Raw genomic sequence first — 18,771 nt, 5'->3', positions numbered from 1 at the left:
GGATTTTTAAATTTGAAATTTATTTTAATATTTTAGCGTTTTTGGCATTTTGATCCGTTAAAGCCAAAGCCAGAACTTCACTCATTTCTTTCACATAATGAAAGGTAAGCCCTTCCAGATATTCAGCTTTAATTTCATCAATATCACTTTTGTTTTCGTGACATAAAATGATTTCTTTGATATTAGCTCTTTTCGCTGCCAGGATTTTTTCCTTGATTCCGCCAACCGGTAAAACTTTCCCGCGAAGGGTAATTTCTCCAGTCATTGCGAGACTTTTCTTTACTTTCTTTTGTGTTAACAAAGAAACCAGTGAAGTCAGCATTGCAATTCCGGCGCTTGGACCGTCTTTTGGCGTTGCACCTTCAGGAACGTGCAGGTGAATATTATATTTTTGGAACAATTCTACACTTAGGCCTAATTTCTTAGCATTTGCTTTGATGTATTCTAAAGCAATGGTAGCCGATTCTTTCATTACAGTGCCTAAATTTCCGGTAATACTCAAAGAACCTTTTCCTTCCGAAATTAACGACTCTATAAATAAAATATCCCCGCCAACACTCGTCCAGGCTAAACCTGTAACTACTCCGGCTACATCGTTATTTTCGTATTTATCACGTTCCAGTCTTGGCACACCCAAAACGGTCAGGATATCTTCATCCGTCACTTTTTTATTATACTCTTCTTCCATAGCTACTGCTTTTGCAGCATTACGAATGACCTGAGCAATTTTAGTTTCCAGATTACGAACCCCTGATTCACGTGTATAACCTTCTACAATTTTTTCTAATTGTCTTTTACCAATGGTCAGATCTTTGGAAGTTAAACCATGCGCTTCCAATTGTTTTGGAAAAAGGTGTCTTTTGGCAATTTCTACTTTTTCTTCGATAGTATAACCTGACATCTTAATCACTTCCATTCTGTCACGTAACGCGGGCTGAATGGCAGCCATATTATTTGAAGTCGCGATAAACATCACTTTAGATAAATCATATCCCATCTCCAGGAAATTATCGTAGAAAGCACTGTTTTGCTCCGGATCCAATACTTCCAGTAAAGCGGAAGAAGGGTCACCACTATTGCCGCTTGAAAGTTTATCGATTTCATCTAAAATAAAAACCGGATTTGATGTTCCGGCCTTTTTCAGGCTCTGGATAATTCTTCCCGGCATCGCACCAATATAGGTTTTTCTGTGTCCTCTGATTTCTGCTTCATCACGTAGACCACCCAATGAAATACGCACATATTCACGTCCTAAAGCTTCTGCAACAGAACGTCCGATAGAAGTTTTTCCAACACCGGGAGGCCCTGTCAAACAAATAATCGGCGATTTCATATCGTTACGAAGTTTCAAAACAGCCAGATGTTCCACCATTCTTTTCTTCACTTCTTCAAGTCCGAAATGATCTTTGTCTAATATTTTATGGGCATGTTTTAAATCAAATTTATCTTTGGAATATTCACCCCACGGCAATTCCAAAAATAACTCTAAATAGTTACGCTGAATTCCGAAATCAGGAGATTGCGGATTCATCCTGCGCATTTTAGACAATTCTTTTTCGAAATGTTTCTGCGTTTTTTCGTCCCACTTTTTCGTTTTCGCCTTCTGCCCCATTTCATCCATTTCCTCTTCCTGTGAAACGCCTCCCAATTCTTCCTGAATGGTTTTCATTTGCTGGTGAAGGAAATATTCACGTTGCTGCTGGTCTAAATCAAAACGGACTTTTGACTGAATGTCATTTTTCAATTCTAATTTCTGAAGCTCCACGTTCATATATCGTAAAGTTTCCAACGCTCTTTCTTTTAAGCCGTTTATCGAAAGTAAACCTTGTTTTTCCTTTACTGATAAATTCATATTGGAAGAAACAAAGTTGATTAGAAACGATTGGCTCTCAATATTTTTAATCGCAAAAGTGGCTTCCGAAGGAATATTTGGACTTTCTTTAATGATCTGAATAGCCAGTTCTTTCACAGAATCTAAAATAGCAGTGAATTCCGTATCATTTTCATCCGGACGTTCTTCTGTTACTTCTTTTATAGTAGCTGTAATATAAGGCTCTTCTGAAACTACATGATCAATTTCGAAACGTTTTTTTCCTTGTAGAATAACCGTAACATTCCCATCAGGCATTTTTAAAACACGCAGGATTCTGGCTACCGTTCCTATTTTATGAATATCATCTTTAGACGGATCTTCATCTTCTTCATTAATCTGAGAAACTACACCAATTATTTTTCCAGCAGCATTCGCATCGTTAATCAGCTTTATGGATTTATCCCGTCCTGCCGAAATCGGAATTACAACACCCGGAAATAAAACAGTATTACGTAAAGGTAAAATTGGCAATGAAAGCGGAAGCTCTTCATTATTCATTTCTTCTTCGTCTTCCGGAGTTAATAATGGAATTAATTCTGCTTCTGAGTCAAATTCCTGAAGTGACAGATTGTCAATAGTAAGTATTTTATGGTTTGACATAATAATATATAAGTCGTTTTGTCATTAAAAGTTTAATTCTAACTATAAAAATAACATTAGATGGGGCAGTTTTCAGTAAAACTTTGCTAAGCGTTTCATTTACAAGATAGGTCGTAAAAATAGACAATCATTGTGCCAAAAACAAAAAAGAAAGCTTTGAAATAGTTTAGGCTTATTTAGAAAATAGTAAAAAAGCACGAAATTACTTTCAGGCTATAATTTAAATTAAGATTGACGATATTTAGCTTTTTTAATTTAAAAAATAAAACTTATTCTAAGTAAGGTTTATATTTTATATCAAACCTGCTCTCTCTGATTTTAGCAATAGTTTGATCATCATCATTATAACAATCAAAAGAAAAAGTTCCTGAAATTATCAATTTAGATTCGTCAATTTTCGTGATTTTTAATTCGCCATTATAATCCTTTGATGTTTTATATTGGTGATTTGTAAATACGTACGCATTATTATCTTTGGATAGAGCTGTTGTGGAAAAAGAATATTTAGCACTAAACAAACCATCTCCTTCCATAGTAATGGGGTACGTTTTTCCTTCCGCTAAGGGTAGATCAGATCTTGTTGCATTTATAACTATATCTTTATTCGTTATTTCATTCATAGCAACTATTCTTAAATAGTATCCCGGCTGAAAATCGTAATATTTGTCATCTAATTTAAAATAGTTTGCAGATACTATCGGCGCATCACTTCCGAAAATAGCTCCGGAACTTTTTGGCAAAAATGTAATGTCATCTACTCTACATCCGAATGTATTTTTTCCTTCTGTAGTTTCAGAAGGCAAATCACTTCTTGTACCGTCATCGTCTTTTGTACAACTTATCAAACAAAACAGAATTAGAAGGCAAAATATTTTTTTCATAACTATAGCTTTGGATCAAATATAAAGGATCGAGTCCGATTATTATTACGGTTTCACAGAAATAACGGCAAATACTGCCTAAATCTAACCGAAAGTCTAATGAAATTCTTCCAAATAACGGACTTCCCTTTTGATTCTTAATAGCTTATTCATTCAATCCATTTCAAAAAATTAAAAAAAAAATAAAAAATACAATTAATTTTATCCAAACTGTAACAAACTAAAAAAAGCCACGTCCTTATAAAAAACCAGCAACCAATACTTGAATATAACAAACCAAAATATCGAAGAATTAATCGCGCTTTGTAAAGAGAACAATCAAAAAGCACAATTCGAAGTTTACAATCGGTACTGTAAAGCCATGTATAATGTAGCTTGCAGAATTGTAAAAGACGAACATTTTGCACAAGACGTCATGCAGGAAGGTTTTTTGAAAGCTTTTACAAAAATAAACGACTATAAGCAGGAAGTTGCTTTTGGGGCGTGGTTAAAAAAAATAATTGTCAATTACAGCATTGACTTTTATAAAAAGAATAATGCCTTTCAGGTAGAAGACCTGAGCAAGACTTTATATAAAACAGAGGAAAATGACAGCTTCTTTTCTGAAAATATAGATCTGAATTCACTCAAGGTGAAACAAGTCTTAGATACCATTTCAGGATTAAAAGATAACTATCGTATGGTCCTAACCCTCTTTTATATTGAAGGTTATGATCAGGAAGAAATCAGCGAAATTCTGAATATTACCTATGCCAACTGTAGAACAACATTGAGCAGAGCAAAAGAAAGCCTGCGAAAAAAATTAGAGGAAATATGAAATCGCCACTAAAAACCTGTTAGTGCAGACAAACACCAATAAATAAAGAGGCGATACCCTGTATCACCTTTAAAAATAAAATCTGGATATATGAAAAAGGAAAATGAAAACTTAGATCAGTTGTTTAAAAAATTTGAGAATCAATGGGATGTCGAAGAGGTGAATCCTGACCATCAGCTTGACTTCCTGAATAAATTAAATAACAAAAAGAAACCTAAAAAAAATTATTATGCTGTTTGGGGAATTGCTGCTTCGATAGTCTTGTTGCTGGGAATATCTGTTTTTTATAACGATAGTCAAAAACCAAAAGAATTCAAATTTGCATCAAATGAAACTAAGCGAACCGATTCTATTTTCAATATTTTAATTGATAATGAACTGGTTAAATTAAAAGAAAAAAGTTCGCCGGAAAACGAACAGATAATTAATGATGCATTAAACCAGATGAAAGTCTTTGATGCCGATTATCAGAAGATCATAAATGAATTGCAGAAAAACGGTGAAAACAAACAAATTATTTACGCTATGATCAGCAACCTTCAAACGAGAATATCGTTTTTACAGACTGTATTACAACGAATTGAAGAAAATGAAAATTTAAAAAATACTACACATGAAAAAACATTATAACCTACTGATTTTATTCGTTTTGATTCCATTTTTGGGATTTGCAAATGATGACACTTTTATTTCAAAACAAAAAACAATTAAGAAAACCTATATCGTTAATTCGAATGCAGGAATTGATATTGATAACCGATACGGAAATATTTCAGTATCAACCTGGGATGAAGACAAAATTGACCTTGCCATTACCATAAAAGTAACCGGAGGAAATGAAAACTGGGTAAACGAAAGACTCAACAGTATTGATGTTGACATTACAGCCTTAAAATCAATGGTTACCGCCATTACTTCCACCGGAAATTCTTCTGTAAAAAGTAAAGGGAGTAGTAATAGTTTTGAAATTAACTATGTGATTAAAATTCCGAGAAACGGAACTGTAAAACTCAGTAATAAATACGGAAATATCATGACAGGCGATTTAGCTTCAACCAGTGAGATCTTCTGCAAATACGGCAAGATAAACCTTGGAAGACTCAACGGAAACACAAATTCAGTTCATATCGAGTATTGCCAGAGTTCCAACATTGAATACATTAAAAGTGGTAATATTGAAGCGCGATATTCCGGTTTACGAATTGCAGATGCCGGCAAAATCAACCTGGATACCAATTACACGGATCTGGTTGTCGGTGACAGTCAGAATATAAAATACGACTGTAATTACGGAACCTTTAAATTTGAAAAAATGGGTACTGTTACCGGAGCAGGAAATTATATTACCGTTAACATCGGAGAGCTTTTAAATACCTTAACTGCAGATCTTAATTACAGTAAATTAACGATTGGAATCATAAACGAAAAGGCCAACAACATCAATGTTACCTCCGGTTATTCAGACGTGTCCCTGGGTTATGATACAAACTATTCTTTTGATTTTGACATTAATACTAAGTACGGAAGCATAAAAAGTGACAATTCGCTGGATGTTTCCGTTAACGAAAGCAAAAATGCCAGCAAAAAAATTAGCGGATTCAATAAGAAAAAAGGCCAAAACAAAGTAATTATTACTTCGAATTACGGAAACGTAACAATAATCAAAAAACAATAATCTTAAAATCAATCAAAAAATGAAAAAGTCAATCAAACTATTAATTTGCAGTATATTTCTTTTAAGCACGGCAGCCAATGCCCAGTGGTCTAAAAACCGAATAAAAGGAAATGGTAAAGTGGTAACCAATAATCGCTCGACTGCCGATTATGACAAGATTAAAGTATCCGGTTTCTTTGATGTTGATTTAGTTTCCGGTAAAGAAGGAGCGATCACTGTAAAAGCTGAAGAAAATTTGCAAGCCTATATTAAAGTTGAAGTAGAAGGCAATGTGCTTAAAATTTATACCGAGAAAAATACAAGCATTAGTCCAAGCAGCGGTAAGACAGTTCAGATTACAATACCTTTTGAAAAAATATCGAATGTTTCACTTGCTGGTTCAGGTGACATACGATCAAAAAGCATTATAAAATCGGATTCATTTTCGGCAGCATTAGCAGGCTCCGGCGATTTAGACCTGAATGTTGATGCTACTACTTTTGATCTTGCAGTGAGTGGTTCCGGAGATATTGTTTTAAAAGGAAATACAGGAAGTTTAACAACAAAACTATCCGGTTCAGGTGATATTGATGCTGCTTCATTAAAAGCTAAAAATGTAGATATCACGATCTCGGGTTCAGGCGACAGCAAGGTATTTTGCAGTGAAAACCTAAAAGCAAGAGTATCCGGCTCTGGTGACATTGAATATGTGGGTAATCCAAAAACAAAAGAAACCAAAGTCAGCGGATCAGGAAGTATTTCGAAAGCCTAAAAAAATTACGGCTGCTTTATATTCGTTGAAAAAATCATTTGAATACATCCTAAAATGAATTTCAAAAAAAAAGAGCTGATGGATATTTTAGTATCCATCAGCTCTTTTTACTATATTTTAGTAGCTACTATTTTGAAGTAGCATTTTTAGGGATCCTTCTTAAAAGAAAAATAGCTGTTACGAAGAATAATCCCAATATCACGATAGCTGCACGCGGGCTGCCGGTAATCTGGTCTATAATTCCGTAAACGCACATTCCGATTACGATTCCAATTTTTTCGGCTACATCATAGAAACTAAAAAACGAAGCTGTATCTTCTGTCTCAGGCAGTAATTTAGAATAGGTAGAACGTGATAATGCCTGAATTCCGCCCATCACAAGTCCGGCCATAGTAGCCATCGCATAAAAATGAATCGGCAAAGTAATAAAATAAGCAAGTCCGCAAAATACAGCCCAAATTATATTGATTACCACTAACGTTGGAATATTACCCCAATTATCTGAAGCTCTTGACGTTAACACAGCTCCCAAAACAGCCACCAACTGTATTAATAAAATACAAATAATCAGACCAATAGTACTTTCTTCTTTCGAAGCCCATTGAATTTCCTGTGCTCCAAAGTAAGTAGCCACCAACATCACAGTCTGTACAGCCATACTGGAAACAAAGAAACTTCCTAAATAACGTTTTAAAGCAATATTTTCTTTTAATAAAGCCCAAACCTTCTTTAGCTCCTTAAAACCGTTAAAGAGCACATTTTTAGTTAATTTTTGGCCTGTTTCCTTACTCCCTTTTGGTAAATAATAATACGTATACTGACTGAATAATATCCACCAGACACCAACCATTATAAACGAGTATCGCATGGCTTTCATCGCTGCTTCACCATCAGTTCCGGTAATTCCAAAAAGCTTTGGTTTCATAATCATCGCCAGATTGATAATTAAAAGAATAACGCTTCCGATATATCCTAATGAATATCCTTTGGCACTAATTTTATCCTGCTGCTCCGGAAAAGCAATATCCGGAAGGTAAGAATTATAAAAAACCAGACTGCCCCAATATCCTATCAATCCTAAGAAGTAAAATAATAATCCCACATATATATCCGTAAGATCAAACCAGTACAAGCCCATACAGGATAAAGCACCTACGTAGCAAAAGAACTTCATGAATGATTTCTTGTTTCCCACATAATCGGCAATTCCGGATAATAAAGGAGAAATAAACGAAACCACTAAAAATGCAGCAGCAGTTATAAAACTTATTAAAGCAGAATTTTTTAAGTGCATTCCGAAAACATCAATGTAGTGATCACGTTCGGAAAATAAAGCTTCATAAAAAATCGGAAATACTGCTGATGCAATGGTCAAAGTATAAACAGAATTGGCCCAATCATAAAACGCCCAGGCGTTTAGCAATTTTTTATCTCCTTTTTGTAATTTTCTCATAGAAATGGTTCGGTTAATTAAGCTACGAATTTATCTAATTTTTATTAAGAATTCATTATTACAGTATTAAGAACTTTTATTTTTTTGTTTCAGGTTTCTGGTTTAGGTATTTAGATGCAGTATTCAGTCACAGTTTTCAGTCGCAGTCGCACCTTTCAAGTTTCAAGTTTCAAGTTTCAAACCGAGACTGAGAGTGAGACTGAGACTGAAAACTAAAAAAGAGGCTATCTACTAGTAAATAACCTCTCACTTGATACGTAAAAAATATGTTTATTTTATAACTCCAACTTTAAGTGCAATTGCTTTAGCTTCCGGAATTAATGATTTTATGTTGGCAATCCTTGTCGCATCTGACGGGTGTGTACTCATAAACTCCGGTGTTGATCCTCCTCCGGATTTTGCAGACATCCTGCTCCAAAAGGAAACGGCATCATCCGGATTATATCCTGCGATTGCCATCAGTGTCAGTCCTATTTTATCAGCCTCTGTCTCGTTTCCTCTGCTAAAGGGAAGCATTACACCTACCTCTGTACCAAGTCCGTAAGCTTGTGAAAATATTTGTTGTGTTTGCTCAGATTTTCCACTTGTAGCGGCTCCTAAAGCCACACCTCCAATTTGTTGCAATTGTGCAGCACTCATTCTTTGCGCACCGTGGTTCGCTAAAGCATGTGAAACTTCATGTCCCATAACAGTTGCCAAACCGGCGTCATTCTGGGTTATTGGCAAGATTCCCGAATAAACGACAATTTTACCTCCCGGCAAACACCAGGCGTTAACTTCTTTATTATCTACCAGTTTATATTCCCAGCGATAATCCTGTAAATATTGACCCTGTCCTAAAAATTTCAGGTATTTCTCTGCAGCAGCTTTAATTCTGGATCCTACAACATCAACTCTTTTAGCATCAGCCGTACCTGTAATAACTTTATTTTCAGTTAGAAACTGATTATACTGCTGAAAAGAAGACGGAAACAATTCACTGTTTGAAACAAAATTTAAACTTTGTTTTCCTGTAATTGGATTTGTTGCACATGCAACCAAAAGAATAGTAAGTATTCCTCCTATCAAATATTTTTTCATAATTTTTCGTATTTAGCAACACAAAAATACAATTATTATGAAATCATCATTTACATAATTTAACAAAAATATATCATAATATGGCTATTCCCCAATAAGATGAAGTTCACTGAATTCCTTATCCACTATTAAGAAATGGCTCTCTGAGAAACTTACTTCATCAAAAGCGATTCTTTCGTTATCAATTTCAATTTCTTTTACTTTAAACGGTAATCCAATTAAATTGATTTTATAGGTACTGTAATTAGTTTCAAATTTTCCTTCTTTATGCAGCTGCACTATCAATTCTTTTTCTTTACCAATTGATGTGAAAGAAAGAAAACTGTAGCGTCCTTTTTTATAATCGTAACCATCCTGGGAATCTTCGTAAACAAATGATTTTTCCTTTCCGTTTTTAAAGTATAAATCCAGCGTCAGTTCATCAAATTCAAGCTCTCCGACATATTGCTGAACCGGATATTTCGGAATAATGGCCCCCGCTTTTACAAAAATTGGAATTTCATCAAATTTAGTATCCACCCAGACTTCTCTACCTCCATTTGAAAACTCATTGGTCCAGTAGTTATACCATTCCCCTCTTGGAATATACATACGCCTGCCTACAGCGTTAGGTTCAAGTATCGGACAAACCAATATTTGATTTCCGAAAATAAATTCGTCATTTCTATAATGCGTTTGTGTATCTTCCTGATCGTAATATACCAAAGGTTTTAACATCGGAATTCCTTCTTCAATATATTGCCAGAACATCGTATATAAATAAGGTAATAACTGATAGCGAAGGCTAACAAATTTTCGGGTAATATTAATCACTTCTTCATCAAACGCCCACGGTTCCTGATTCCCATGATCTCCGGAAGAATGGGTTCTGCAAAACGGATGGAAGACGCCTAACTGAATCCAACGTGCGTATAATTCTCCTGTTGGCTGTTCTGCAAAACCTCCAATATCCGATCCTGTAAAGCCCATTCCCGAAATAGACATTCTCTGTACCTGTATGTTGGCAATCCATAAATGTTCCCAGGTAGCCACATTATCTCCTGTCCAGGACGATGTATAACGCTGTGCTCCGGAATAAGCAGATCTTGTAATGACAAAAGGTCTTTTGGGATACGCAAATCGTTTTACCCCGTGATAGGTTGCCCGGGCCATTTGTGTTCCATAAATATTATGGGCTTTTCTGTGGCTGCACGGATTTCCGTCATAAACATGGCGAACATCCATTGGGAAAGTTTTATTTGGAACCTCCATAACAGCTGGCTCATTCATGTCGTTCCAGACTCCTTTTACGCCAAAATCTGAAATTAATTCTTTAAATAATCCTGCCCACCATTCTCTGACTGCGGGATTTGTATAATCCGGAAAATTACATTCACCAGGCCATACTTTGCCTTTCATGTAAGGTCCGTCGGCTCTTTTGCAGAAATAATCTTTCTCTAAAGCTTCTTTATAAACGGAATATTCTTTGTCGATTTTTATTCCCGGATCAATAATTACAACTGTTTTAAAACCATCTTCGGCTAATTCAGCAATCATTCTTTTGGGGTCGGGAAAATATTCTTTACTCCACGTAAAACATCGAAAACCTTCCATATAATCAATATCCAGATAAATGGCATCGCATGGAATTTTAAGCTCCCTGAATTTTGAAGTGATTTCTTTTACTTTACTTTCGGGATAATAACTCCATTTGCATTGGTGATATCCTAAAACCCAAAGTGGCGGTAGTTCCGGTTTGCCAGTCAAATCAGTATAGGTCGTGACCACATCCTGCATTTGTGGGCCATAAATGAAATAGTAATTCATTTCGCCTCCTTCTGCCCAGAAGCTGGAAACATTTCTTCTTTCCTGACAAAAATCAAAAAAGGTTCTAAAGGTATTATCGAAGAAAATACCGTAAGATTGTTTATTATTTAAGCCAATATAAAAAGGTACTACCTTATATAAAGGGTCTTGTTCTTTTTGAAAAGCGTATTGATCGGTAGCAAAATTTTCGAGTCTTTTGCCTTTTAAATTCATTTGCGTGGCTTTATCGCCCAGTCCGTAAAAACATTCTCCATCTTTTGAAGACTTACTCATTTTTACGATATTTCCACCATATTCATAACTTTCTTCCCAATGAAAACCAAGTTCATCCTCAAGAATCAGAACATCACTTAAATCATAAATAGACAAACGAAGATCTGCCTTCTGAATTTTACATTTGACTTTACTGGTTCTGATCTGAAAATAAGTTTCCTCTTCTGTAAGTTCGAGAAAGTTATAGCCATGCAACTGTGTTTTATCAATCGCATATGAAAAATCGTTACTAAAATAGCCTTTTGTCGTAAAACGAAACCGAATTAAACTGTCTCTGAGAATGGTAACTTTTAAGATTACTTTATTATCAGTATGAAAAAAAATAGAATCCCCTTCATGCTCATAGGAAACAATTTTTGATGGATATAAATCGCCCTTGTATTCTAATGATGTGTTTGTAATCATATCGATAATGAATTAGTTATAACAACGCTACCTCTTCCAAACATACAAAAAAACTATATAAGCCGCTATGAATATAAAGATTATTCACGAAAACGTTTTTTCTGTGTGAGTGATAAATTAGGCCTTAAAAAATCAGAAAATCGATAATATACGAGCTCAAAATTAACAAAATCTCATTTGGAAAAAAAGGACTGAATTTTATTCAAAAGAATATAGGGTTACACTCAAAGGAGGCAAAATTAATTCGACCGAATAATCCCTGCCATCATAGGGTGATGCTTCAATTTTAATTGAACGCGGATTACTAATTCCACTTCCGCCATAAACCTTATCATCACTATTAAATACGGGAACCAATTTTCCTTTCTGAGGAATTCCGATCCTGTAATTTTCCCGAACTACCGGAGTGAAATTACAAACCACTACTAAATTTTCTTTAGGATTGTTTCCTTTTCGAATGTAGGACAGAATGGCATTTTGATGATCTGAATAATTAATCCATTCGAAACCCTCGCCACTAAATTGTTTTTCGTACAATGCCGGTTGTGATTTATACAACTGATTCAAATCTGTAATTATTTTTTTAATTCCGGAGTGATAATCGTATTGTAGTAAATGCCAGTCCAGGCTTTTTTCAAAATTCCACTCATCACTTTGTCCAAACTCAGAACCCATAAACAATAATTTTGTCCCGGGATGCGTAAACATATAACCGTACAACAAACGTAAATTGGCAAACTTCTGCCATTCATCACCCGGCATTTTATTCGCAACAGATTTCTTTCCGTAAACCACTTCATCATGCGAAAACGGCAACATGAAATTTTCGGTAAAAGCATAAGTCATCGAAAAAGTCAATTCATTTTGATGGTATTTTCTATAAACCGTTTCTTTTTGAAAATATTTCAGTGTATCATGCATCCAGCCCATCATCCACTTCATTCCAAAGCCCAGACCTCCGGTAAAAGTAGGTCTGGAAACCATAGGAAAAGAAGTACTTTCTTCTGCAATCGTCTGAACTCCATTAAAATTAGCATAAATAACTTCATTGAATTCTTTAAGAAAACTAACTGTATCAAGATTTTCTCTTCCTCCATAAATATTAGGTTCCCACTCCCCTTCTTTTCTGGAATAATCAAGGTACAGCATCGAAGCCACGGCATCAACCCGTAAGCCATCTGCATGATACTGCTGCAGCCAGAAAACAGCGTTGCTAATCAAAAAAGCACGCACTTCATTTCGGCCATAATTAAAAACAAGACTTTTCCAATCCGGATGATAACCTTTTCTGCGATCCGGATGTTCATATAAATTTGAACCGTCAAAAAATCCTAAACCGTGCGCATCATCAGGAAAATGAGACGGAACCCAGTCCAGAATAACTCCAATCCCGGCCTGATGCAATTTATCAACGAGCACCATAAAATCCTGTGGCTTTCCAAAACGGGAAGTCGGCGCAAAATATCCGGTGAGCTGATATCCCCACGAAGGATCATACGGATATTCCATTATGGGCATAAATTCTACATGGGTAAAACCCGTTTCCTTTACATAAGCTACCAAATCTTCCGCTAATTCCAGGTACGTCAGGAAACGATTGTTTTCTCCACGTTTCCACGAGCCTAAATGCACTTCATAAACCGAATAAGGTTTATCCAGACCATTATTTTCCTGACGCGATTGCATCCAGTTTTCATCCTTCCAGTTATAATCCAGATCCCAGACAACAGAAGCCGTATGAGGTGGTTTTTCACAATATAAAGAGAACGGATCTGCTTTTTCGGTTACAACACTATCGATATTCGATTGAATTTTATATTTATAAAGTGCTCCTTTTTCCAGGTTTGGAATAAACCCTTCCCAAATACCCGAAGAATCCCAGCGTACTTGTAGTAGATGCTCTCCTCCTGTCCAGTAATTAAAATCGCCGACAACAGAAACAGATTGTGCAGTTGGAGCCCAAACCGCAAAATAAACGCCTTTTACTCCATCAACTTCTATTAAATGTGCACCAAGTTTCTCATATAATCTGAAGTGTTTCCCTGCTTTGAATAAATCAATATCAAAATCAGTAAAAAGGGAATGTGTGAGGACTTTATTCATATTTGGTTTTTAAGGCAATAATTAATTTTAAGCTTTATTCAATTCTAAAATTATCCGAAAGAACAACTCCTTTTTTAATAACAACAATTCCGTCTTTTATACTGTATAATTCGTTGGTAAAATTATCTAAATGCTTGCCTCCGTTAATATGAACATTGTTTCCAATACGCACATTTTTGTCCACCAGAACATTTTTTATAAAACAATTATCGCCTATTCCAATATGAATTTTATTGTTCTCGGAATCCTCATGCAGTTCATCAAGATCCTGATAAAAATCATTCCCCATCACATAACAGCTTTCGAGTACTGTTCCCTCACCAATTCTGGAACGAATACCAATTACGGAACTCTTAATTTCTTTGGCATTAATAATACAGCCCTCAGAAATTAAAGACTGATTAATCACCGAATTTCTAAACTTTGAAGGAGGAAGCAATCTTGGACGCGTGAAAATTTTATTGTCATTATCAAACAAATTAAATTCCGGAATATCGGCAGTAAGACCAATATTTGCTTCAAAAAAAGATTCAATATTTCCAATATCGGTCCAGTACCCTTCGTATTGATAGCTCAGAATTTTATGTTTACCAACCGCTTGTGGGATAATTTCCTTGCCAAAATCCTTTGTATCAGGATTTTCCATTAACTCTTCCAATAATTTCTTATTGAAAATGTAAATCCCCATCGAAGCCAAATATTTTTTGCCTTTAGCCTGCATTTGTTCACTCACCTCTGATTCCCATTCCGGTAAAAGCGAAGCATCCGGTTTTTCAATAAAAGCTTCCACACAATTCTCATGATCCGTTTTCAGAATTCCGAATTCCGGAGCATCCTTAGCATTTACAGGTAATGTCGCAATAGAAATTTCTGCATTACTTGCAATATGAGCCTCTAACATTTCGTTGAAATCCATCTGATACAATTGATCACCGGATAAAATCAAAGCGTGTTCGAAGTCATGCTTTTGAAAATGTGACATACACTGACGAACGGCATCGGCTGTACCCTGAAACCAGGTCGGATTATCAGGCGTTTGTTCAGCAGCTAAAATATCGACAAAGGACTGACTGAAAATACTGAAATTGAAAGTGTTTTTGATGTGTGCATTCAAAGATGCAGAATTAAATTGTGTCAGTACAAATATTTTAAAAATATCAGAATTAATACAATTTGAAATTGGAATATCAACCAATCTGTATTTTCCCCCAATCGGAACAGCTGGTTTTGATCTTGTTTCTGTTAATGGGAACAAACGTGATCCTTGTCCTCCTCCTAAAATAATGGCAACTACATTTTTCTTTTTAAACTTCATTTTGCTGAATTATTAAGTTGTATATTTTTATGTATTCTTCACATACTGTTTCCCAGGAATGATCTGTACGCATTCCTCTTTCAATTATTGTATTGAAACTTATTTTATCGCCATAGAGTTTTACGGCACGATTAATTGAATAACAGATATCGCCGACAGAAGCCTGATCGTGACAAATTCCGTTTCCGTCATCGCCAAAATCAATCACAGTGTCGCGTAATCCACCTGTCCTTCTGACAATAGGCACTGTTCCGTAGCGCAAAGCATACATCTGATTTAAACCGCAGGGCTCCACACGAGAAGGCATTAAGATAAAATCAGAACCTGCATAAATCAAATGGGCTAATTCTTCATTATAGCCTATAAAAACATTGTAATTCCCTATATAGTCATTTCTAAGTTGCGTTAATTGTGACTCAATCTCCGAATTACCCGATCCCAGAATCAGGATATTTATATTTTCAAAATTCTCTGATAAAGCTAAAGCAGAAGCCTGAGGCAATAAATCGCCGCCTTTCTCTTCAAACAATCGCCCAATGAAACTAAACAGCGGTTTTGCAGGATCTAAATCAAATTGCTCGCAGAGCTTTTCTTTGTTTTTCTGCTTCCCTGCCCTAAAAGTTTCAGTTGTATAATTTTCATAAAGCATTTTATCAGTGAACGGATCCCAGATATCAATATCAATTCCGTTTAAAATACCTTTTGATTTGCTTCGTACTACTTTGAATAATTCTTCAAGTCCATTAGCAGCATAATTGATTTCGTTCAGATAACTTGGCGAAACCGTTGTAACAGCATGGGCACATTTAACTCCAACAGCCAAAGAATTTATAGCATTATTCCATTCTAAAAACCCAACATGAATTAAATCGAATTGAGGTAAATAATGCAATTTATCAAAGCCAAACCAGCCCTGATACAATCCATTATGAATGGTGATAACTGTCCTTACATTTTTTATTTTTTCATACTTATAAGCATATTTTACTAAAAACGGAATTACTCCGGTATGATGATCATGACAATTAATAATATCAGGAACGGTTTCGCGACCGGAAATCCAATCTAATGCGGCTATTTGAAAAGACAAAAAGCGTTCAATATCGTCTTCATATCCGTACACGTTAGGTCTGTCAAATAATTCTTTAATTTCTATAAGATACAATTTGTACCCAAGCTTATCCGTGGTTTCTTTCAAAACACTGAATGGAAATTCAAAATTACCTAATTTGACTTCTCCCCAGTGAACGTATTCAAATTCGTTATCCTTTTTAAATTTCGTATCATAACAGGGTACAACAACACGAACCTGATGACCTGCTTTATTCTGGTATTTAGGCAATGCTCCTACAACATCGGCCAATCCGCCCACTTTTGCCATAGGATAACATTCTGCACTGATATGAAATATTTCCATTTTAGAAATTTATAAACCTTTTAAATAATTAATCAAATACAAATTCTTTTTTGAGCAACCATTTATTAATTATGTTACTTTTATGTTCTTTAAATTTAGGAAAAAATACACAGAATAAAGACCTGAAAAAAAAATTATCAATATGGCAAAAAAGGCTTCCAATCCTACACAATCCTTAAAAATTCCGCAGTTTATAATCATATCCAGTAAAATATGCGCTTTTATTTCTACTAAATTGGCTACAAAATATGCGGCAAAGCTTTTTACAACCCCCATAAAACATAAGGTTCCTAAAAGAGAATTGGATATGGACCATAAAAGCATCCAAAAAACAATCTATGTTCCTGCTATCGACAAAAGCGTTGTTACCTATGAATATGGAAAAAGTCAGCGAAAAATACTAATTGTTCACGGTTGGTCCGGACGCGGAACCCAATTATTTAAAATAGCCGAAGAACTTTTACAAAATGGATATTCAACAATAAGTTTTGATGCTCCGGCACATGGAAAATCACAAGGAAAAACCACTATAATGTCTGATTTTATAGAATCAATTTTAGAAATCGAAAAACATTATGGCCCGTTTGAATTTGCGATTGGCCATTCATTAGGAGGAATGTCGGTTCTTAATGCAATTAAGGATGGATTAAAGGTCAAAAAAGCCATTATTATTGGAAGTGGAGATATTGTACAGGATATTTTAGATGATTTTATTTCCAAATTAAGATTGAAACCGGAAATGAGCAGACTTCTATGTAATTATTTTGAAAATAAATATCAGACCAAAATGGATAATTATTCTGCTTACAGAGCAGCTGCCAAGGTCAAAATTCCAGTTTTGGTAATTCATGACAATCATGACCCCGAAGTTGCAGTAAAAGCAGGAATCCATATTCATGAACATTTAGAAAATGGAACTTTACTTTTAACTGATAATTTAGGTCACAGAAAAATTTTAGGAAATCAAAATGTTATCAAAAAAATAATAGATTTTATTAAAAGTACTTAATTTGTAATGGTACAATTCACTTTAAAAAAAACTAAAATGGATTTATTTGGAGAAACAACCGATTGGGAAGTAAAATTAAAAACCTTATTAAAAAAATACAAAGGTAAAAAACACCCGCTTGAGTATCAAAGCACTTATCAATTACTAGTTATGGTAGTGCTGTCAGCACAAGATTCTGATGCAAACATAAATTCCATTGCTCCTGCTTTATTTGATAGATTTCCAACTTTAACAAGCTTATCCAGAGCGAATACGGAAACATTTATTCCTTACATAAGTAAAGTCAGAAATTATCCAACCAAAGCAAACTGGTTATTGGAAATTGCAGAAACACTTCAAAAAGATGAAAATATTCCTTTAACGCTAAAGGAGTTAACAGCCCTAAAAGGTATTGGAAGAAAATCCGCAAATGTAATTCTGAGAGAAACCCATCAGCCGGCAGAAGGTATTATTGCTGATTTGCATGTAATTCGGGTTGCGCCCAGAATCGGAATAATCAAAGAAGCTAAAGATGGTAACAAAGTAGAAAAAGATTTAATGCAGGAACTTCCAAAATCCATTTGGTCTGAGATTGGAATGGCAATTTCTTTTTTAGGACGGGAAATCTGCAGGCCAAAACCTAAATGTGAAGAATGTTTGATGAAAGATTCTTGTCATTACTATGCAACGCACCACTTAAGTAAATAATTATTTTCTTCTTGTATCGATCAGATAAATAATTTTCCAGTTCGCTTTTTCTTTAAATAACGTAAAAGTATTCACACCTGAATGACTTAGTTTATCATTGATATAAAATTCGTACGGAGCCCAGACATGAGCCATACTTCCGTCAATTTGAATAGTAGAACTTACTATTTTCTCTTTAAACTTCACATCAGAAGGAATTGTCGCAATAGATTTATAGAATTCCTTTACACTTTCATCCGCTAATTTATTTCCTTTTGTTGTACTTTCTGTAATAGATTGCAAAATAAGTTGATCGGAACAAACTAATTTCAATTTGATTGTATCTTGCTGATGAAATGCCACAAAGAAATTATCAATCACTTCCTGGACTTTATTTTTTTGAGCATTACAAACTATCCCAAAAAGCAATACTATAAAAACAATTATCTTTTTCATAGAAATCAGTTTAATTTTTTAAGACTAAAAGTATAAAATTTAAATCATTTAATGAATTGATATTTAGCCTACAGTTATTGTTTATGGGCGTTTCCCTGTGGGCCGGGCTCTTCACTAAATCTTTTGCGGGATTGGTTTGGGGGACTTTAAGAGATTTACGTTCCCCGCAAAAGGATATCGCTGCGATCCCT

The 18,771-nt window shown here is 35.0% G+C and carries 15 protein-coding genes; 6 read left to right on the top strand and 9 right to left on the bottom strand.

Annotation, left to right across the window (positions count from 1 at the left end; all coding sequences use genetic code 11):
* Positions 1 to 19: 19 nt before the first annotated feature.
* On the bottom strand, positions 20 to 2,473 hold the full coding sequence (gene lon / locus EV142_RS14860; RefSeq protein ID WP_132036651.1) for an endopeptidase La: 2,454 nt from the start codon (positions 2,471 to 2,473) through the stop codon (positions 20 to 22).
* 269 nt (positions 2,474 to 2,742) lie between these two features.
* The gene (locus tag EV142_RS14855) at positions 2,743 to 3,354 is read right to left on the bottom strand and encodes a DUF6252 family protein (RefSeq protein ID WP_132036650.1); all 612 of its coding nucleotides are present in this window, start codon (positions 3,352 to 3,354) and stop codon (positions 2,743 to 2,745) included.
* Positions 3,355 to 3,616: 262 nt separating this feature from the next.
* Between EV142_RS14855 and EV142_RS14850 the strand changes: the two genes are divergently transcribed.
* From EV142_RS14850 to EV142_RS14835, 4 genes are all read left to right on the top strand, one after another.
* Positions 3,617 to 4,171, top strand: a complete 555-nt coding sequence (locus EV142_RS14850; protein WP_132036649.1) for an RNA polymerase sigma factor — start codon at positions 3,617 to 3,619, stop codon at positions 4,169 to 4,171.
* 90 nt (positions 4,172 to 4,261) lie between these two features.
* Positions 4,262 to 4,801 (top strand): anti-sigma factor, encoded by a 540-nt coding sequence (locus EV142_RS14845; protein WP_132036648.1) that lies wholly within the window; start codon positions 4,262 to 4,264, stop codon positions 4,799 to 4,801.
* Entirely contained in the window at positions 4,785 to 5,846 is a 1,062-nt protein-coding gene (locus EV142_RS14840; protein ID WP_132036647.1) for a DUF4097 family beta strand repeat-containing protein, read from the top strand. The genes EV142_RS14845 and EV142_RS14840 overlap by 17 nt, the downstream gene beginning before the upstream one ends.
* Before the next feature lie 19 nt (positions 5,847 to 5,865).
* Positions 5,866 to 6,597, top strand: a complete 732-nt coding sequence (locus tag EV142_RS14835; RefSeq protein WP_132036646.1) for a head GIN domain-containing protein — start codon at positions 5,866 to 5,868, stop codon at positions 6,595 to 6,597.
* Between the two features lie 127 nt (positions 6,598 to 6,724).
* On the opposite strand, the gene EV142_RS14830 is transcribed toward EV142_RS14835, so the two are convergent.
* The 6 genes from EV142_RS14830 to EV142_RS14805 all read right to left on the bottom strand — a co-directional run bounded on the left by EV142_RS14830 (position 6,725) and on the right by EV142_RS14805 (position 16,449).
* Complete coding sequence (locus EV142_RS14830) at positions 6,725 to 8,050, bottom strand: MFS transporter (RefSeq protein WP_132036645.1); 1,326 nt, start codon at positions 8,048 to 8,050, stop codon at positions 6,725 to 6,727.
* Positions 8,051 to 8,320: 270 nt separating this feature from the next.
* On the bottom strand, positions 8,321 to 9,130 hold the full coding sequence (locus EV142_RS14825) for a M48 family metallopeptidase (RefSeq protein ID WP_132036644.1): 810 nt from the start codon (positions 9,128 to 9,130) through the stop codon (positions 8,321 to 8,323).
* An 84-nt stretch (positions 9,131 to 9,214) separates the two neighbouring features.
* Positions 9,215 to 11,614 carry a glycoside hydrolase family 31 protein gene (locus tag EV142_RS14820; RefSeq protein ID WP_132036643.1) on the bottom strand — a complete coding sequence of 800 codons (2,400 nt, stop codon included), beginning with the start codon at positions 11,612 to 11,614 and terminating at the stop codon, positions 9,215 to 9,217.
* Between the two features lie 198 nt (positions 11,615 to 11,812).
* Complete coding sequence (gene glgB / locus EV142_RS14815) at positions 11,813 to 13,717, bottom strand: 1,4-alpha-glucan branching protein GlgB (protein ID WP_132036642.1); 1,905 nt, start codon at positions 13,715 to 13,717, stop codon at positions 11,813 to 11,815.
* A 34-nt stretch (positions 13,718 to 13,751) separates the two neighbouring features.
* Entirely contained in the window at positions 13,752 to 15,032 is a 1,281-nt protein-coding gene (locus EV142_RS14810) for a glucose-1-phosphate adenylyltransferase (RefSeq protein ID WP_132036641.1), read from the bottom strand.
* Positions 15,022 to 16,449 carry a glycogen synthase gene (locus EV142_RS14805; protein WP_132036640.1) on the bottom strand — a complete coding sequence of 476 codons (1,428 nt, stop codon included), beginning with the start codon at positions 16,447 to 16,449 and terminating at the stop codon, positions 15,022 to 15,024. The genes EV142_RS14810 and EV142_RS14805 overlap by 11 nt, the downstream gene beginning before the upstream one ends.
* 142 nt (positions 16,450 to 16,591) lie before the next feature.
* Here EV142_RS14805 and EV142_RS14800 point away from each other — a divergent pair, with 142 nt between their 5' ends.
* Both EV142_RS14800 and EV142_RS14795 read left to right on the top strand, forming a co-directional pair.
* Positions 16,592 to 17,458 carry an alpha/beta hydrolase gene (locus EV142_RS14800; RefSeq protein ID WP_132036639.1) on the top strand — a complete coding sequence of 289 codons (867 nt, stop codon included), beginning with the start codon at positions 16,592 to 16,594 and terminating at the stop codon, positions 17,456 to 17,458.
* A gap of 36 nt (positions 17,459 to 17,494) precedes the next feature.
* On the top strand, positions 17,495 to 18,145 hold the full coding sequence (locus EV142_RS14795) for an endonuclease III domain-containing protein (RefSeq protein ID WP_132036638.1): 651 nt from the start codon (positions 17,495 to 17,497) through the stop codon (positions 18,143 to 18,145).
* On the opposite strand, the gene EV142_RS14790 is transcribed toward EV142_RS14795, so the two are convergent.
* Positions 18,146 to 18,580, bottom strand: coding sequence for a nuclear transport factor 2 family protein (locus EV142_RS14790; protein WP_132036637.1), 435 nt, complete (start codon positions 18,578 to 18,580; stop codon positions 18,146 to 18,148). It lies immediately after the preceding gene.
* Between the last annotated feature and the right edge of the window lie 191 nt (positions 18,581 to 18,771).

This window comes from Flavobacterium circumlabens (genome assembly GCF_004345565.1).
Lineage (GTDB): Bacteria > Bacteroidota > Bacteroidia > Flavobacteriales > Flavobacteriaceae > Flavobacterium > Flavobacterium circumlabens.
Note: the sequence above shows the minus strand (reverse complement) of the source record. Positions and strands in the feature narration are given on the sequence as shown.